Consider the following 16466-nt stretch of genomic DNA (forward strand, 5'->3'; position numbering starts at 1 on the left):
GATCAGCGCACGAAACCCGTGAGCTGATAGGTTTCCGGCGGGCCGGTGATCGAGGAGAACAGCGAGACCTGTGTGAACGCACCCTTCTTCGGTGCGAAGAGCCAGACCCCGACCGGGTACTTCGCGATCTTCCCGGCCGCGCAGCTCGGCTCGCACAACTTGCGGTTCTCGGTGCCGAAGCCCACGGCGAAGGCATCGGTCCACGCCAGCCAGGTGACGTCGGAGACGATCACGCCGGCGTCGCCGCAGTAGATCGACGAGAGGGTGCGTGGTTGAACGAGTTTCGCGCCGTCGCAACCGCCCACCACGGTCGCGGCCGGCGTCGGTGACGGTGCGGCGGTGGCAGCTCCGCCCCCGGACAGCCCGAGCATCACGACGACGCCCGAGACAGCCATTGCGACACCTGCTCTGAACAATTTCGAAGCCATCCCGGTCGTCTCCTCGTCGCTCGTCCGGCAGCTGGTGGTTCGAGGAATCATTCTCGGGGAAGGACAACCAGGTCACGGGCGTATTCACGAACATGTCGCCCGAAACGACGACGTCCCCGCCGGATCGTGAGGATGTACCTCACGAATACCGACGGGGACGTCGTGGATCGTTCAGAAGAGGATCAGGCCTCGACGATGAACGCCTCGAGCTGCTGACGCGCGACGTCGTCGGCGAGCTGCTTCGGCGGGGACTTCATCAGGTAGGCCGATGCCGGGAGGATCGGGCCGCCGATGCCGCGGTCCTTGGCGATCTTGGCGGCGCGCACGGCGTCGATGATGATGCCGGCCGAGTTGGGGGAGTCCCAGACCTCGAGCTTGTACTCCAGGTTCAGCGGCACGTCACCGAAGGCACGACCCTCGAGGCGGACGTAGGCCCACTTGCGGTCGTCGAGCCATGCGACGTGGTCCGACGGGCCGATGTGGACGTTCTTGTCCTCGACCTTGCCGGCGAGCGAGCCGGTCAGGTTGGAGGTCACGGCCTGGGTCTTCGAGACCTTCTTGGACTCCAGGCGCTCACGCTCGAGCATGTTCTTGAAGTCCATGTTGCCGCCGACGTTGAGCTGGTAGGTGCGGTCGAGGGTGACGCCGCGATCCTCGAACAGCTTCGCCATCACGCGGTGGGTGATGGTGGCGCCGACCTGGCTCTTGATGTCGTCGCCGACGATCGGGACACCGGCGTCGGTGAACTTCTGTGCCCACTCGGGGTCAGAGGCGATGAAGACCGGGAGTGCGTTGACGAAGGCGACGTTCGCGTCGATGGCGCACTGTGCGTAGAACTTGTCGGCCTGCTCCGAGCCCACCGGCAGGTAGCTGACGAGGACGTCGACCTCGGCGTCCTTGAGGGCCTGGACGACGTCGACACCCGAGCCGTCGGCCTCGGTGATGGTCTCGAGGTAGTACTTGCCGAGACCATCGAGGGTGTGGCCGCGCTGGACGGTGACACCGGTCGGCGGCACGTCGGCGATCTTGATGGTGTTGTTCTCGCTGGCGAAGATCGCGTCGGACAGGTCGAAGCCGACCTTCTTGGCGTCCACGTCGAACGCGGCGACGAACTCGACGTCGCGGACGTGGTACGGACCGAACTTCACATGCATCAGGCCGGGAACGCTGGCGTTCTCGTCGGCGTCCTTGTAGTACTGCACGCCTTGCACCAAGGATGAAGCGCAGTTTCCTACGCCCACAATGGCAACGCGCACCTTATTGGGCTCACCCATGGTCGGGCTCTCCTTCTTGTTGCGGCGTCGCAGACCTTCGCTGCGCCACCGGTGTTTTCACTTGCTCGGGTGCCCGAGCTGTTCGTCCCGGCTCTGCGTCGAGTCCGGTTCTGGCAATTCGTCATCGGATCGTCCGGTGCCGGCGTCCGGCCCCGGATCGACAGGTGACTGTTCGGTTCCGGCGTCGTCCCGAGCAATGTCGTCGGGATCGAATGTGTCGGAATCGAACGGACTTGGAGTCCCGTCTCGCTGTTGGGAGCTCTCGGCGGCGATCAGCTCGTTGAGCCAGCGGACCTCCCGTTCGCTGGATTCGAGGCTGAGCTGATGCAGCTGGCGGGTGTAGCGATCGACCGCCCGGTTGGACCGTCCGACGATCTCCCGCAACCCTTCGCGGCGCTCCTCCACCTGCCGGCGACGACCCTCGAGGATGCGCATGCGCGCAACTGCGGGAGTCCGGCTGAAGAACGCCAGATGCACACCGAAACCGTCGTCGGTGTAGTTCTGCGGACCGGTGTCGGCCACGAGCTCGGCGAACCGAGCGCGACCGGCATCGGTGAGCTGGTACACCCGACGCCCACGACGAACCTTCATGCCCGAGGGCGCGTCGGCTTCGTCGATGAGACCGTCGGCCTGCATCCGACGCAGGGTCGGATACAGCGAACCGTAGGAGAAGGCACGAAAGGCCCCGAGGAGCCCGGTGAGCCGCTTGCGCAGCTCGTAACCGTGCATGGGGGCTTCGAGGAGCAAGCCCAGAATCGCGAGCTCGAGCACTTCGTCACCCCCTCCGGTCCGTCGATGTGTCGGAAGGTGCTGACAGCACAACACCTCGCTCCGATGTGTTTGCCAATGTATCGCACCGATATAACCGGTGTCCACGAGGAGGTCGGTCGAGGGCGGTACTCCCGGTCCCGGGCCGCCCGGAGGACCACTCGTCCCGGTGGAGCGCCCGGACCGTCGCGCCGACGACAAACCTGTGACCACGTACGCTTGAAACCGTGCAACGCCAGATCGTCGACTACGCCCTGCAGCGGCGCGCTCGGCTGTCCTCGGTCCACGCGGGCCGGACCGCCGTGGCCGATGTGTGCGATGCGAATCCGTACCTTCTGCGCGCGGCGAAATTCCACGGTCGGCCCAGCGAGACGATGTGCCCGATCTGCCGAAAAGAGCAGGTCACACTTGTCTCCTGGGTGTTCGGCGAACGCCTCGGCCAGGTGAGCGGCTCAGCGCGGAGCACAGAGGAGATCGCCCGGCTGGCGACCACCGCCGAGGAGTTCTCGGTGCATGTCGTCGAAGTGTGCCGGACGTGCAGCTGGAACCATTTGGTGCAGTCATACGTTGCCGGGCTGCCGCCACGGACCACGCGTCGCACCCGACGTGTGGCCAAGTAGCGCGCCGGCCTGCGGTTTTTTGCCGAGGCCTGATGCGGGCTGTCAAAGTGGAGTGGCACGAGGCTAGAGAATTGAGACCGAGGTCAGCGGCGTGGAACGCGCCGCACGGCCCGGTAGGAAAGGTGGACGATGAGCGAGGCGTACGGTTCTTCGCCCACACCGCGCGGTACCGGATCCCGTCCCGGTCGCAACGGTGGCGGTAACAACGGACGAGCCAACAGGCAGGCCACGGAGGCGCGGCAGAAACGGTTCGCCTGGGCGCTCGGCGCCGTGGGCGCGATCGTCCCGGCCATCGTGCTGGTGCTGATCATCGCGTTCGCCTTCACCTACTTCACCGCGGAGATCCCCGAACCCGAGGTCAGCCAGAAGGCGACAATCGTCGACACCTCCGGCCGCACCCTCGCCGACATCACCCAGCCCGACGGCAACCGCCAGGTGGTGCCGTTCGACGAGATCCCCGACACGATGATCCAGGCGATCGTCGCCGCCGAGGACCGCGAGTTCTGGACCAACAACGGCTTCTCGCCGCGTGGCCTGTCCCGCGCGGTGATCGGTCAGATCACCGGCAACACCTCCGCCGGTGGTGGTTCGACGATCACCCAGCAGTACGTCAAGAACGCGATCGTCGGCGACGAACGCAGCTTTGACCGCAAGTTCAAGGAACTCGCGATCGCCGCCAAGATGAACGAGCGGCACGGCTGGTCCAAGGAGAAGATCCTCGAGGCCTACCTCAACACCATCTACTTCGGGCGCGGCGCCTACGGCATCGCCGTCGCCACGCAGAAGTACTTCAACAAGTCGATCACCGATCCGGCGCGTGCCAAGAAGAATCCGCTGACCTTCGAGGAAGCGGCCCTGCTCGCCGGTGTCATCCGCGCCCCGTCGTACTACGACCCCGAGAACAACCTCGAGGCGACCGAGGCCCGGTGGCGCTACGTGTTGAGCGGCATGGTCGCGACCGGAGCCATCACCAAGCAGCAGGCCGACAACGCGGTCTTCCCCAAGACCATCAAGGCGCGGGTCAGCGGCAGTGACGAGACCCCCGGTCCCAACGGTCTGATCAAGCGTCGGGTGCTCGAAGAGCTCACCAGCGTCGGCATCACCGAGAAGCAGCTGCAGACCGGCGGCCTCAAGATCAGCACCACCATCGACCCCCAGGTGCAGAACGGCGTCGTCCAGGCGGCCTGCCGCAAGAACAAGATCTACAAGTGCCCGAACGGCCAGCTGAACGGTGAGCCCAAGGACCTCCTCGCGTCCGTGGTCTCCATCGACCCGCAGTCCGGCGCGGTGCGCGGCTACTACGGCGGTGACAACGCCGGTGGCTGGGATCTCGCGCAGGCCGGCCTCCAGACCGGCTCGTCGTTCAAGGTCTTCGCGCTCATCGCAGCCCTCGAGCAGGACATCCCGCTGTCGAAGACCTACAGCTCGGCGCCCTTCGAGGCCAGCGGCGGACTGACGGTCGAGAACTCCGACGGCGAGAGCTGCGGCACGTGCAACCTCGCGACCGCGATGAAGATGTCGCTGAACACCGTCTACTACCGCCTCATGATGGACCTCAAGCGGGGCGCCGAGGATGTCGCCGACGCGGCGCACCGGGCCGGCGTCGCCGAGTCCTTCGGCAACATCGAGAAGACCCTGCAGGAAGCGAACGGCTCCCCCGAGGGCGGCGTCGTGCTGGGCCAGTACCAGTCGCGCGTCATCGACATGGCCTCGGCATACGCGACGCTCGCGGCGTCCGGCGTCTACCACGAGCCGTACTTCGTGCAGAAGGTCACCGACTCCGAGGGCCAGGTGCTCTTCGAGCGCAAGAACGAGGGCAAGCGGGTCTTCCCCGCCAAGGTCGCCGACACCGTGACCGCGGCACTCGAACCGATCCCGGCGTACTCCAACGGCAACTCGCTCTACGACCCGTCGCTCGGCTCGCGTCCGGCGGCCGCCAAGACCGGCACCGTGCAGCTCGGCGACACCGGTAAGAACAAGGACGCTTGGATGGTCGGGTACACCCCGCAACTGTCCACCGCGGTCTGGGTCGGCACCAACGACGGCACCGCGCTCACCAACTACAGCGGCGCGTCGATCTACGGCAGCGGCCTGCCCTCGCAGATCTGGAAGGCGGCCATGAACTCCGCCCTCGAGGGCAAGGAGATCAAGAAGTTCCCCGAACCCGAAGAGGCGATCGGCGGAGAGGTCGGCATCCCGTACGAGGCGCCAGCGACTACCTACGCACCGTCGACGCGCTCGCGCGGACCTTCGGCACCGACCTTCGAGATCCCTGATCAGGGCGGCGACGGCAACCTGACGCTCGCCCCGGGGGTCACCATCCCGCTCCCGGGAGGCCCGCGCGGCGGAGGCGGCAACGGCGGTGGCAACTCGCCGGACGGCAACTCACCCGACAGTGGGGGCACCGGCGGCGGTAACGCGCCGGGCCGCGGAGGCAACCAGCCCGGTGGTGAGGACGGCGGAGGAATCCCTGAACCGCCCGTCGGCTGACCAGGATCCCCCGGCTGACTCTGCCGACGCAGCCGACCCTGCCTGGGACAGCCCTGCCCCGTTGTCGCGCGACGAACGCGTCGACGCCGAACGAGTACTCCCGACGCGCTCGGACGAGATGGTGCGCGACGCGAGTTCACTCGTCGGCGGCCCGGCGGGCGCGCATGCCGTCGTCGGGCGCAGCCGCCACCTGACACCGCTGCGTGTGCTGTTCGCGCTCGCATTGTGCGGACTGGCCCTGGGCTGGTTCGGCAAGGCGAGTTGTCTGCAGCAGGCTCCGCCCGACGATGGTTCGGCGGGCCGGCCGGGCGCCGAGATGCGACTCGACTGGGACGACCAGCGGCAGTTCACCAACCTCTGCTACAGCGACGTCATCAGCCTGTACGGCGCCGAACGACTCAACATCGGGGCACTGCCCTACCGCGATTTCTGGTTCCAGGAGGATGCCCGGGGCCAGACCATCAAGCGCTACATGGAGTACCCGGTCCTCACCGGGATGTTCATGTACGGCGCCGCCCAGCTGACACGAGGCTGGGTGTGGGCCGAGGAGAACTGGGGCGTCCCCGGCGCGCTCGACGTCGTGCTGTTCTTCACCATCGTCGCGCTCGGTCTGGCGCTGTTCTGGCTGGTCACGATCTGGGCGACGGCTCTGACCGCGCGCACCCGGATGTGGACGGTCTGGCTGGCGGCGCTCTCGCCGCTGGTCTTCGTGCACGCCTTCACCAACTTCGACACCATCGCGACGGCTGCCGTCGCGGTCGCATTGCTCGCCTGGTCACGGGACCGGCCGTGGATCGCCGGCGTCGCCATCGGGGTCGGCGCCGCCGCGAAGCTCTATCCGGCATTGCTCCTGGTCGTTCTGGGAGCGTTGTGTCTGCGGTCCGGCCGGGTCCGCGAGTTCGGGGCCACCGCCGGGGCCGCGATCGCCGCCTGGCTGCTGGTCAACCTGCCGATCCTCATCCCGTATCCGAGCGGTTGGTGGGAGTTCTTCCGGTTCAACGGCGACCGCTCGGCCGACGCCGACACCATCTACCGCATCCTCGCCGACACGCTTGGTTTCACATGGAACATCAACCATCTGAACGCGCTGTCGGTCGGGTTGACCGTCCTCGTCCTGGTGGCGGTCACACTCATCGGGCTGTGCGCGCCGTTCCGTCCCCGGGTTGCGCAACTGGCGTTTCTCGCGGTGGCCGGCTTCCTCCTCGTCAACAAGGTGTGGAGCCCGCAGTACTCGCTGTGGCTGGTGCCGTTGGCGGTCCTCGCGATCCCGCACACCAGGCTGCTCCTGACGTGGATGACGATCGACGCGCTGATCTGGATCCCGCGGATGGGACTGTTCCTCGATCAGGAACGCCGGTGGCTTCCCGACCAGTGGTTCACCACCGCCGTGGTGCTCCGTGGACTGATCGTCCTCCTGCTGTGTGCGGTCGTGGTCTGGCAGATCTGGCATCCGAAGGACGACCTCGTCCGAGGCGGGAACGACGGACGCTGGTACGACGACCCGGCCGGTGGGGTGCTCGACGGTGCACCGGACCGCATCCGGTTGCGGCTGCCGTCGAGGCGAGTGCGACGACAATCCGAAGACCGAGTGGGCGAGCCGGTTTCGGCCGGCGCTCGGTGAGCCGACAGCCACTGCACCGCGGATCGACGCGGACCCGAGGGAACCGAATGCCGCACCGGTGCGTCCAATCCACCATGAACACCTTGCAACTCGCAGTCCCCGACGACCTCACCGACTGGCTCGCCGCCGGCGACCGAACGGCCGAACTCCTCGCCGATTCCGTGCTGGTCGACCAGCAGTGGTGGATTGACACGCTGGCCGAGTTCGAGATGCCGAACACGTTGCACGGCAGTCGAATCGGGCGACAGGGGCTGTTCGCTCTCGGTGCGTCCGCCGGCGAATCCCCGGAGGATGCGATCGCGCTGCTGTGGAATGTCGTCGCGTTCTGCCTGGGTCGGCAGAACTCCGACGGCAAGAAGCGGATCGCCGCCGTGGCCGCGGACCGCAAGCGTCTCGGGAGGCTGCTCCAGGAGGCCGCCCTCGCGAGTCGCGACGACCCGGGCGCGGCATACGCGATGCTGCGACCGGACAAGGGCGGCAACACCATCGACCGACTCGGCCCGGGCGGTTTCACCTGGTTCCTGTACTTCGCGGGCGCCGGTGACCCGAAGCACCCGAGCCCGGTGCTCGAGGCCAAGGTGGGTCGGTCGTTGCGACGCGCCGGGTGGAAGGGTCTGCGCGACGGCGTCTGGACTGCCGCCGACTACGTCGCCTACTCGCGGCTCGTGGATCGCTGGCGCACCGAGGCCGGGGTCGATCGCAACGACGTCATCGTGCGCGGCCTGTTCGCGATCTCACCCCCGACCGGGTGGGACCACCCGTGGCAGGCCTGGGAGCGGCAGACCTGGGAGAAGGCGAACTGGGTACGCGGCCCGCTGTCCACCGACGATCTGCGCGTCGTCCACCGCTGGTTGTGCACGCTTTCCGCTTTGGCGCCGAGATCCGCTGAGGCGCAACCGGAATTCCGGGAATTGAGTCGAAAGATCAGCCAGGCGCTCAACGGTGAGGTCAGTGAGATCAACGGCGGGTTCGACGAGGACTACGTCTACGGCAGCTACCTCGGCCGTCGCCTCTGAGGGTTGAGGCGTGCCTGTCGTGGGTATGACCCGGATATGGCTGAGCGTGGCAAGGACATCCCGGACAGCACCGCAGAGGCGGTCGGCAAGGTGGGGGAGGCGCTCGAGTACGTCGAGCGCGCCCGCGGCCATCTCTACAGTTTCCACCAACTCATCGGGCATGCAGACCTGTTGCTCGGGGAGGCCGTGGACGCACTGCGCGAGGACGGGCACACCGACATCGCGGATGCGCTCGCGACCGAGATGGTCGGACGCAATGTCATCAACGGCCGCTGGACGTTCCAGGTCGTCGAGGAGTTCGACTCCACCTACTGGCAACCACTGCGCGAGCACGCCGATCGGGCGCGGAACGAGCTGACCGCCGGGATCGCACACCTCCACGAGGCGCGGATGAAAGAGGATCGACGGACGCACGGTCACCCCGACCACACCAAGGAGCCCGAGGGCAGGGAGCCCGGATCAGGCGGACATCCGCTGTAGCAGTACAGCTTTGGCGGCCGGCCAGTCGTCGTCGGTCATCGCGTACAGCGCGGTGGTACGCCAGCCGTCGCCGAACCGCCGATGTTTGCGGAGCAACCCCTCGAATCGGGCACCTAGCTTCTCGATCGCGGCGCGCGACCGGGCATTCTGCTCGTGGGTGTGCCAGGTGACCCGTACCGCGCCGCACTCCTCGAACGCGTGCCGCAGCAGCAGGTACTTCGCGGTCGGGTTGACCGTCGTCCCCTGAACGCGTTCGGCATAGAAGGTGTACCCGATGCAGGTACTCCGGTGGGTGTGGTCGATCTCGTAGAAGCTCGTCGACCCGACGACCTGACCGTCGTCGTTGTCGACCACTGCGAACGCCACGCGCACACCGGGGTCGGCGTTGGCTGCGTCGATGTAACGGTGGGCGGTGGTCAGGTCGACAGGGACGCCGGGAGACCAGCGGAACCGGTCCGGGTCATCCCCGACCACGCGGGCGAGCGCCGGAGCGTCGTCGACGGTCAACGGCCGAAGGGTGACCCGCTCTCCGACGAGTGGGCCCGTGCCCAACCAGGAACTCATGTCAGGCCCGGTCCGTGGCCGGTACCGGCCGGGTCGCAGGGCCCTGAGGGCGATCACCCGGTCCCGGGGCGCGGATCGTCCTCGACGCGAGCGGTTCCCGCAGCGGTGTGCGGGCGAGCGTGCCGATCAGGTAGACGAGCAGCACCGCGTGCACCCACACCGAGCCGGCGACACCGGTGAGCACCCACCAGGGCAGGGGATCGCCGGCGTCGCGGATGGGGAACAGGCGGAAGATCGTCAGGTCGAGGGCGATGTCGGTGAGCAGGTAGACGGCGATCACCTGCCAGCGGACCCGCATGAGCACGAAGAACGGGAGGATCCAGAGCGTGTACTGCGGTGAGTGGACCTTGTGGAACAGCATGAAACCGGCCAGCATCGCCCCGCTCACACCGATCCAGGGGAAGACGCCGATCCGCTCGTAGCGACGCCACCCCAGGTACATGGCCACGGCGAAGCTGACGAGGATCAGCAACGGCGACGCCACCCCGACGACCGAGTGGTAGGTGTCCGTCGTCCCGGTGACATAGCGCAGACCCCAGTACCAGATGGAGTTGGTGTCGACATCGGCGCGGCGCCGCCCCTGGAACGTCAGTGCCGCTTTCCAGCCGTCGAATCCGAGGACCATGAACGGCAACTGGATAGCGACGACGGTGACCACCGCGGCGCCGGCCACCCATGCGGCACCCACCCAGTCGAGGCCGCGACGCCCGGCGCGGCGCAGTCCACCGGCGCCCCCGGTCAGGACGTAGACGGCCAACGGCAGCACGAAGATTCCGGGATAGAGCTTGAGGCAGAACCCGATTGCGAGCAGCACGGCCGCCACCACGGCACAGGTGCGCAGCGGGAGTCGTCGTCGGCCCGTGCCGGGATCGATCGAGCCGCCCCACGTCATCACCGCGATCGCGGCGACCGCGGTCGCGACCACCGGCAACTCCCAGTTGTGGAAGGAGTACAGAACCAGCGGGGGAGTGGCCGCCCACAGCAGCGCCCACCAGCGGACCATCAGCGCCAGCATCACCGTGCTCGCGAATCCGAACGGTGCCAGCAGCAGTGCGGACTGGGTGAAGAAGGCAGTGTCGGTGTCGGCGCCGATGGCCCCGATGTACATGAACAGACCGGACAACACCGGGTACTCGACGACGCCGCCGAACAACGTGCCGTCCCCGGTGATCCCGCCGTGGATGTAGGGGAACACGTGGTTGTTGATGTCGCGGCCGAGCCACAGGTACATCAGGTCCGAGTAGCAGGGGATGAGACCGCCGGGATCGCCGGAGGGCCAGTTGGCACTGCGACCGTCGGCGTCGAACGGCGCCCCGCCGCAGCGGGCCTTCGCCTGAAAACTCCAGAACATCGTCGCCGCGGTGGCCAGCAGCGACACCAGCACGATGACCGCGGTCTCACCGCGGCCGGACAGCCACGGGAGCCGCGGAGGCGTACTGGTCCGCGGCTCCGACATGGCCAACAGAGTAGGTCGTCGCGTTCGATCCCTGCTCCGCGAGGTGCGACGTGCGAGGAGCTCGAGCGACGAGCCACGAAGTGCGCGGTCGTCACCAGCCGCTGAGCCGGTGCTCACGACCTCGGATTTCCGGGAAAACATCCTGGTCATGTATCTTGGACCGGTTGCCGACGCAGGCGACCCTCCTGCCACGGACAGTCCGTGGCCGACCTAGCCCATAGGAGGTGATGTGGTCTTATGCGTCACTACGAATTGATGGTCATCCTCGATCCGAATCTGGACGAGCGCACCGTCGCACCCTCACTCGATACTTTCCTCAATGTTGTCCGCAAGGATGGCGGTTCGGTGGATGGTGTCGACATCTGGGGCAAGCGCCGTCTTGCTTACGAGATCCTCAAGCACAATGAGGGCATCTACGCCGTCATCGATCTCAATGCCGAGCCCGCCACGGTTACCGAGCTCGACCGTCAGCTGAAGCTGAACGAGTCGGTTCTGCGCACCAAGGTCCTGCGGAAGTAATCCACAGGGTTTCTTGAACGTCTGAAGACGTCGGTACCGGGTTCTAGGGTTGACCCAGAAAATCCCGGTGCATGTCGATCAGCGAGTGCCCACCTACGACCCAAGGGGAAACACACATGGCAGGCGACACGGTCATCACCGTCATCGGCAATCTCACCGCCGACCCGGAACTGCGGTTCACGCCGTCCGGCGCAGCGGTTGCCAACTTCACGGTGGCTTCCACCCCGCGCACGTTCGACCGTCAGACCAATGAGTGGAAGGACGGCGAAGCGCTGTTCCTCCGCTGCAACATCTGGCGCGACGCCGCGGAGAACGTGACCGAAAGCCTGACCAAGGGTTCCCGGGTGATCGTGCAGGGACGGCTCAAGCAGCGGTCCTACGAAACCAAAGAAGGCGAACGACGCACGGTCGTGGAACTCGAGGTCGACGAGATCGGCCCCTCGCTGCGTTATGCCACCGCCAAGGTCAACCGCGCCTCGCGCGGCGGCGGTGGTGGCGGCGGTGGATTCGGATCCGGTGGCGGCGGCGGTAGCCGCGGCGGCGGATCGAACCAGCAGGTCGCCGACGATCCCTGGGGCAGCGCGCCTGCCAGCAGCGGCGGATCGTTTGGTGGCGGGGACGACGAACCACCTTTCTGATATCTCCCGGGACATCACGCTTCGTGCGTGAACAGTCCTGGACAGCCTCGGGCACGGCAGTGACCGAACCCGAAGAAGCATTGACTGGAGCAATACACACATGGCAAAGGCAAAGGCCAGCCGGAAGCCTCGCGTCGAAAAGGTCACCAAGACCAAGGCGTGCAGCTTCTGCAAGGACAAGAAGGCCGTCATCGACTACAAGGACACCGCGCTTCTGCGTCGTTTCCTGTCCGACCGCGGCAAGATCCGCTCGCGTCGCGTGACCGGTAACTGCGTGCAGCACCAGCGCGACGTCGCTGTGGCCGTCAAGAACTCGCGTGAGGTGGCCCTGCTGCCCTTCACCTCGACCAGCCGATAAGCGGAAAGGATCAGTTGACATGAAGCTCATCCTCACCGCCGCCGTCGAGAACCTCGGCGAAGCCGGCGACATCGTCGTGGTCAAGGACGGCTACGGCCGCAACTACCTGCTGCCCCGCGGCCTGGCCATCAAGGCCACCCGCGGCGCCGAGAAGCAGGTCGAGGGCATCCGCCGTGCGCAGGAGGCCCGCGAGGTTCGCGGTCTCGAGCACGCCAACGAGCTGAAGCAGGCCCTCGAGGGCCTCGACGCAGTCTCGCTGGACGTCAAGACCCACGACTCGGGCAAGCTGTTCGGTTCGGTCACCGCGGCAGACGTCGCCGGTGCCATCAAGACCGCCGGCGGACCCGTCGTGGACAAGCGCAACGTCGTGCTGCCCAAGGGTCACATCAAGGCCACCGGTAGCTACCCGGTCACCGTCACCCTGCACCCGCAGGTCTCGGCAACCGTGCAGCTCGCCGTCGTCGCCGCAGGCTGACCCCAGCGTCGAACACACAAAGGCCGGGTGGAAGAGATTCCACCCGGCCTTTGTCGTGTCTGACCTGCGGCCGAGGAGCGCTGCCCATCCTCCGCCGGCCGAGTAGCAACGACCGAGCGCAGCGAGGACGCTGCGTATCGAGGTCTCCTACTTCGGCGCAGGTGGGTTGGCGGGCAACTGATTCCAGTACTGCAGCCGCGGCGGTAGGTAACGGGGCGCCGGATTGGCGCTGTGGGCGACGGCGTTGTTGCCCGGTCCGAGGGTGTCCCAGGACGGGAAGAAGAACTTGTGCCACGCGGGGGTGAAGATCAACGCCCGCTCGCCGGTGCGGCAGGCGACGACGTCGCGCCGCGGCACGGTGCAGGTGACCCCGGCGATGGTGACCCGTTTGCCGACGCCCAGTACCGGTGGCCGGAACCCGGTCTTCGAACCGAAGCGGTACGTCTGGTCTCGGTTGACCCACCACGGGCCCTGCTGGTCCGCCGTGATGGCGGCGCCGGTCGCGGTGGGCGGGGCGGTCGCGGGCCGGCCCTGACAACCCACGTAGCGGTAGGCCTGCCCGATCTGGCACATCCAGCGTCCGGTGGTGAAGAACGAGCGTCCGTTGTCCCCGTAGGCGATCGAGCGGAAGGTCGTCGGATCGACAGGCTGGTACCGCGACAGGTCGAATTCGACGGGCATCGTGGGACCGGGCGCGGCGTTCGCCGCAGGCGCTCCCAATGCGATCCCGGTCGCGACCGTCAGCGCGGCCACCGCACCGACCGTTCGACGGATGACCCCGGTTCCCAACCCCAACCTCGACACGATCGACATTGCATCACATGGATTCGGGTCGCGGTCGGCTATCCGGCGAGAAGGCGCGCAGCTGAGCACCTGCGTGACCGGCTGTTACGCAGATCACTCGGTAAATTCACCGAATTGTTCGCCACTCGTACTTGAACGGTCGTCGCAACACGCCCAAGTGACGACGCGCCGAAGAGTGGCGAAGGAATTTCAGTTTCTTGATTGTGGAAATCAATGCGCGCGCTGACCTGGTCAAACACAGTTGTTCACACCCGAATTCCTCAGGTTGTCCACAACGGGTGCACAATCGCTCCCCCGCTCATTCACACGTCGTCCACAAGTCCTCCCCAGATTCATCAACAGCCCGGTTTGAGTCGTCGTGTCGGAGGTCTTAGTGTCACGGCTCAGGTCTCAGTCCTGTTTTCGCGCGCCCGCCGGCAGTCGTTGTCGGAGCGTCCCGATAGGAAAGAGACGGACAGAGCAAGAGACAGAGCAGTACGTCGACACCGGAGACTCGCGAGGTGGCCTGCCGGGGCCGACACCACAGAGGTCGTAACCACTCGTCAGGGCGAGTGGTGCGAGCGTATGCGAGAGGTTAGACACACGTGGCTGTTGTGGATGACCGCGGGCACGGTCCTGCCGCCGGCGATCGGGAAGAACGAGGTCGAGGTCGAGGCGGGGACGACGCCCCACCTACCGAGGACTTCGGTAGGCAACCCCCGCAGGATCTCGCTGCCGAGCAATCCGTGCTCGGCGGCATGTTGCTGTCCAAGGACGCTGTCGCCGACGTCGTCGAGAAGATCCGTACGGCCGATTTCTATCGGCCCGCGCACCAGGCGGTGTTCGAGGCGATCCTGAGCCTCTACAGCAAGGGCGAACCCGCGGACGCGGTCACCGTCGCCGCCGAACTCGAGCGATCGGGCGAACTGAAGCGCATCGGTGGCGCGCCGTATCTGCACACCCTGATCTCGACAGTGCCCACGGCCGCCAACGCCGGCTACTACGCCGAGATCGTGGCCGAGAAAGCCATCCTGCGCCGTCTGGTAACCGCCGGTACCCGCATCGTGCAGTACGGCTACGCGGGCAACGACGGCCAGGATGTGGCCGAGGTCGTCGACCGCGCCCAGGCCGAGGTCTACGAGGTCACCGAACGCCGTCAGGCCGAGGACTACCTCCCGCTCGAAGAGCTGCTTCAGCCGACGATGGACGAGATCGACTCCATCGCCTCGCGCGGCGGCATCTCGCTGGGTGTGCCGACCGGCTTCGCCGACTTCGACAAGCTGACCAACGGTCTCCACCCGGGCCAGATGATCATCGTGGCCGCACGACCCGGCGTCGGCAAGGCGCTCGCCCTCGATACCCCGCTGCCCACGCCTTCGGGCTGGACGACGATGGGCAAGGTCGGGGTGGGCGACGAGCTCCTCGACGCCCACGGCCGGCCCACCAAGGTGGTCGCCGCGACCGACGTGATGACCGAGCGTCCCTGCTACGAGGTCGAGTTCAACGACGGCGCCGTGCTGGTCGCCGACGAGCAGCACCAGTGGGCGGCCGAGATCGACGGCGAGCGTCAGGTCGTCACGACGGCAGGCCTGCGCGCCCATGTGGGGTGTGCGGTCATCCGTAACAGCGCGCCACTCGAGTTGCCGCGCAAGCGTTTCGCCTACGGCCCGTACACCGTCGCGGCGCTGGCGGGGATGGCGTTCGACAATCCCGAGATCAGCATGCGCATCGACGCCGAAGGGCCCGTCGACGTGATGACGCTGATGGCCGACCTCGGCGGACGGATCCCCTACGAGTACCTGCGCGGCTCGATCGCTCAGCGCCGGGCGCTGCTGGCCGGACTGCTCGACGCCCGCGCCACCGTCGACGACGACGGCTGGATCACCGTGCCCGCCGCGACCCGGCACATGACCGCGGTCGTCGCCGACCTGGTCGCCGGTCTCGGCTTCAACTACAAGCGCTCGGCGACCGGTTGGCTGCGCGTCGACGCCGACGAGGACGTGTTCACCGTCCACCACAAGGCAATCCGGCACAAGGAACTCCGACGCAAGGCCGGCGTCCGCCGCGTCGTCGCGGTTCGCCCGGTGGACTCGGTGCCGGTGCGCTGCGTCGAGGTCGACAACGACGAGCACCTCTACCTCGCCGGTGAGGCGATGGTCCCCACCCACAACTCGACGCTGGCCATGGACTTCCTGCGCTCGGCGGCGATCGGACACGGCCTCACCGCGGCCATGTTCTCGCTGGAGATGAGCAAGACCGAGATCGTCATGCGACTGCTCTCGGCCGAGGCCAAGGTCAAGCTCGCCGACATGCGTGCCGGCACCATGAGCGACGACGACTGGACGCGGCTGGCCCGTCGGATGGGTGAGATCTCGGATGCGCCGTTCTTCATCGACGACTCGCCGAACCTCACGATGATGGAGATCCGCGCCAAGGCACGTCGTCTCAAGCAGCGCCACGACCTGAAAGTCGTTGCGGTGGACTACATGCAGCTGATGACGTCGGGCAAGAAGGTCGAGTCCCGACAGCAAGAGGTCTCGGAGTTCTCGCGTCAGCTGAAGCTGCTGGCGAAGGAGCTCGAGGTCCCGGTGATCGCGATCAGCCAGCTGAACCGTGGTCCCGAGCAACGAACCGACAAGAAGCCGCAGGTGTCCGACCTTCGAGAGTCCGGTTCGCTGGAGCAGGACGCCGACATGGTCATCCTGCTGCATCGCCCCGACTCGATCGAACGCGACGACCCGCGTGCCGGCGAGGCCGACATCATCGTCGGCAAGCACCGTAACGGCCCCACCGCCACCATCACCGTCGCCCACCAGCTGCACCTCAGCCGGTTCGTCGACATGGCGAGGGGCTAGTCGCGGGGCAGAGTCCCGCGTCCGCCGAAATCCGCCCCCGGAACCCACCCTCCAGCGGACCGCCGGCGACACAGTGTCGTCGGCGTCGCTACCGAGGGCGCATACCGGGGGCGCTTTTCGT

15 protein-coding genes and 1 pseudogene are annotated in these 16466 nt (G+C 66.8%); 10 read left to right on the forward strand and 6 right to left on the reverse strand.

Going from position 1 to position 16466, the window contains the following annotated elements; genetic code table 11:
- Positions 1–2: 2 nt before the first annotated feature.
- From LQD00_RS09215 to LQD00_RS09225, 3 genes and pseudogenes are all read right to left on the reverse strand, one after another.
- Complete coding sequence (locus tag LQD00_RS09215) at positions 3–428, reverse strand: hypothetical protein (RefSeq protein ID WP_232716843.1); 426 nt, start codon at positions 426–428, stop codon at positions 3–5.
- A 182-nt stretch (positions 429–610) separates the two neighbouring features.
- A complete protein-coding gene (locus tag LQD00_RS09220; protein WP_039879823.1) occupies positions 611–1702 on the reverse strand; it encodes an inositol-3-phosphate synthase in 1092 nt (363 codons plus the stop codon).
- A 60-nt stretch (positions 1703–1762) separates the two neighbouring features.
- Positions 1763–2473, reverse strand: a pseudogene (locus LQD00_RS09225) (PadR family transcriptional regulator); the annotation flags it as partial.
- A 224-nt stretch (positions 2474–2697) separates the two neighbouring features.
- On the opposite strand from LQD00_RS09225, the gene LQD00_RS09230 reads away from it, so the two are divergent.
- From LQD00_RS09230 to LQD00_RS09250, 5 genes are all read left to right on the forward strand, one after another.
- Entirely contained in the window at positions 2698–3090 is a 393-nt protein-coding gene (locus tag LQD00_RS09230; RefSeq protein WP_232716844.1) for a DUF5318 family protein, read from the forward strand.
- 129 nt (positions 3091–3219) lie between these two features.
- A complete protein-coding gene (locus LQD00_RS09235; RefSeq protein WP_232716845.1) occupies positions 3220–5580 on the forward strand; it encodes a transglycosylase domain-containing protein in 2361 nt (786 codons plus the stop codon).
- A gap of 61 nt (positions 5581–5641) precedes the next feature.
- Positions 5642–7201 (forward strand): glycosyltransferase family 87 protein, encoded by a 1560-nt coding sequence (locus tag LQD00_RS09240; RefSeq protein WP_232716846.1) that lies wholly within the window; start codon positions 5642–5644, stop codon positions 7199–7201.
- A gap of 74 nt (positions 7202–7275) precedes the next feature.
- Entirely contained in the window at positions 7276–8217 is a 942-nt protein-coding gene (locus LQD00_RS09245; protein WP_232716847.1) for an 8-oxoguanine DNA glycosylase OGG fold protein, read from the forward strand.
- 36 nt (positions 8218–8253) lie between these two features.
- Positions 8254–8697 (forward strand): hypothetical protein, encoded by a 444-nt coding sequence (locus LQD00_RS09250; protein ID WP_232716848.1) that lies wholly within the window; start codon positions 8254–8256, stop codon positions 8695–8697.
- Here LQD00_RS09250 and LQD00_RS09255 read toward each other — a convergent pair.
- On the reverse strand, positions 8677–9261 hold the full coding sequence (locus tag LQD00_RS09255; RefSeq protein ID WP_232716849.1) for a GNAT family N-acetyltransferase: 585 nt from the start codon (positions 9259–9261) through the stop codon (positions 8677–8679). The genes LQD00_RS09250 and LQD00_RS09255 overlap by 21 nt on opposite strands.
- Before the next feature lies 1 nt (position 9262).
- The gene (locus LQD00_RS09260; RefSeq protein ID WP_232716850.1) at positions 9263–10717 is read right to left on the reverse strand and encodes a hypothetical protein; all 1455 of its coding nucleotides are present in this window, start codon (positions 10715–10717) and stop codon (positions 9263–9265) included.
- Positions 10718–10954: 237 nt separating this feature from the next.
- Here LQD00_RS09260 and rpsF point away from each other — a divergent pair, with 237 nt between their 5' ends.
- The 4 genes from rpsF to rplI all read left to right on the forward strand — a co-directional run bounded on the left by rpsF (position 10955) and on the right by rplI (position 12707).
- Positions 10955–11236, forward strand: coding sequence for a 30S ribosomal protein S6 (gene rpsF / locus LQD00_RS09265; RefSeq protein WP_004020660.1), 282 nt, complete (start codon positions 10955–10957; stop codon positions 11234–11236).
- A gap of 116 nt (positions 11237–11352) precedes the next feature.
- The gene (locus LQD00_RS09270; protein ID WP_006868586.1) at positions 11353–11874 is read left to right on the forward strand and encodes a single-stranded DNA-binding protein; all 522 of its coding nucleotides are present in this window, start codon (positions 11353–11355) and stop codon (positions 11872–11874) included.
- Positions 11875–11974: 100 nt separating this feature from the next.
- The gene (rpsR, locus tag LQD00_RS09275) at positions 11975–12232 is read left to right on the forward strand and encodes a 30S ribosomal protein S18 (protein ID WP_005194109.1); all 258 of its coding nucleotides are present in this window, start codon (positions 11975–11977) and stop codon (positions 12230–12232) included.
- 19 nt (positions 12233–12251) lie between these two features.
- On the forward strand, positions 12252–12707 hold the full coding sequence (rplI, locus tag LQD00_RS09280; protein WP_232716851.1) for a 50S ribosomal protein L9: 456 nt from the start codon (positions 12252–12254) through the stop codon (positions 12705–12707).
- A 147-nt stretch (positions 12708–12854) separates the two neighbouring features.
- On the opposite strand, the gene LQD00_RS09285 is transcribed toward rplI, so the two are convergent.
- Positions 12855–13520 carry a hypothetical protein gene (locus LQD00_RS09285; protein ID WP_232716852.1) on the reverse strand — a complete coding sequence of 222 codons (666 nt, stop codon included), beginning with the start codon at positions 13518–13520 and terminating at the stop codon, positions 12855–12857.
- A 575-nt stretch (positions 13521–14095) separates the two neighbouring features.
- Here LQD00_RS09285 and dnaB point away from each other — a divergent pair.
- The gene (gene dnaB, locus LQD00_RS09290; RefSeq protein ID WP_232716853.1) at positions 14096–16345 is read left to right on the forward strand and encodes a replicative DNA helicase; all 2250 of its coding nucleotides are present in this window, start codon (positions 14096–14098) and stop codon (positions 16343–16345) included.
- Positions 16346–16466 lie beyond the last annotated feature (121 nt).

It is taken from the genome of Gordonia metallireducens (genome assembly GCF_021245825.1).
Lineage (GTDB): Bacteria > Actinomycetota > Actinomycetes > Mycobacteriales > Mycobacteriaceae > Gordonia > Gordonia namibiensis.

What these genes read in the sequence shown, in the direction of transcription:
- LQD00_RS09285 (WP_232716852.1), bottom strand. Translation starts at nt 13,520, where the DNA reads ATGTCGATCGTGTCGAGGTTGGGGTTGGGAACCGGGGTCATCCGTCGA.
- rpsR (WP_005194109.1), top strand. Translation starts at nt 11,975, where the DNA reads ATGGCAAAGGCAAAGGCCAGCCGGAAGCCTCGCGTCGAAAAGGTCACC.
- rpsF (WP_004020660.1), top strand. Translation starts at nt 10,955, where the DNA reads ATGCGTCACTACGAATTGATGGTCATCCTCGATCCGAATCTGGACGAG.
- rplI (WP_232716851.1), top strand. Translation starts at nt 12,252, where the DNA reads ATGAAGCTCATCCTCACCGCCGCCGTCGAGAACCTCGGCGAAGCCGGC.
- LQD00_RS09245 (WP_232716847.1), top strand. Translation starts at nt 7,276, where the DNA reads ATGAACACCTTGCAACTCGCAGTCCCCGACGACCTCACCGACTGGCTC.
- LQD00_RS09235 (WP_232716845.1), top strand. Translation starts at nt 3,220, where the DNA reads ATGAGCGAGGCGTACGGTTCTTCGCCCACACCGCGCGGTACCGGATCC.
- LQD00_RS09215 (WP_232716843.1), bottom strand. Translation starts at nt 428, where the DNA reads ATGGCTTCGAAATTGTTCAGAGCAGGTGTCGCAATGGCTGTCTCGGGC.
- LQD00_RS09220 (WP_039879823.1), bottom strand. Translation starts at nt 1,702, where the DNA reads ATGGGTGAGCCCAATAAGGTGCGCGTTGCCATTGTGGGCGTAGGAAAC.
- LQD00_RS09270 (WP_006868586.1), top strand. Translation starts at nt 11,353, where the DNA reads ATGGCAGGCGACACGGTCATCACCGTCATCGGCAATCTCACCGCCGAC.
- LQD00_RS09255 (WP_232716849.1), bottom strand. Translation starts at nt 9,261, where the DNA reads ATGAGTTCCTGGTTGGGCACGGGCCCACTCGTCGGAGAGCGGGTCACC.
- LQD00_RS09260 (WP_232716850.1), bottom strand. Translation starts at nt 10,717, where the DNA reads ATGTCGGAGCCGCGGACCAGTACGCCTCCGCGGCTCCCGTGGCTGTCC.
- LQD00_RS09250 (WP_232716848.1), top strand. Translation starts at nt 8,254, where the DNA reads ATGGCTGAGCGTGGCAAGGACATCCCGGACAGCACCGCAGAGGCGGTC.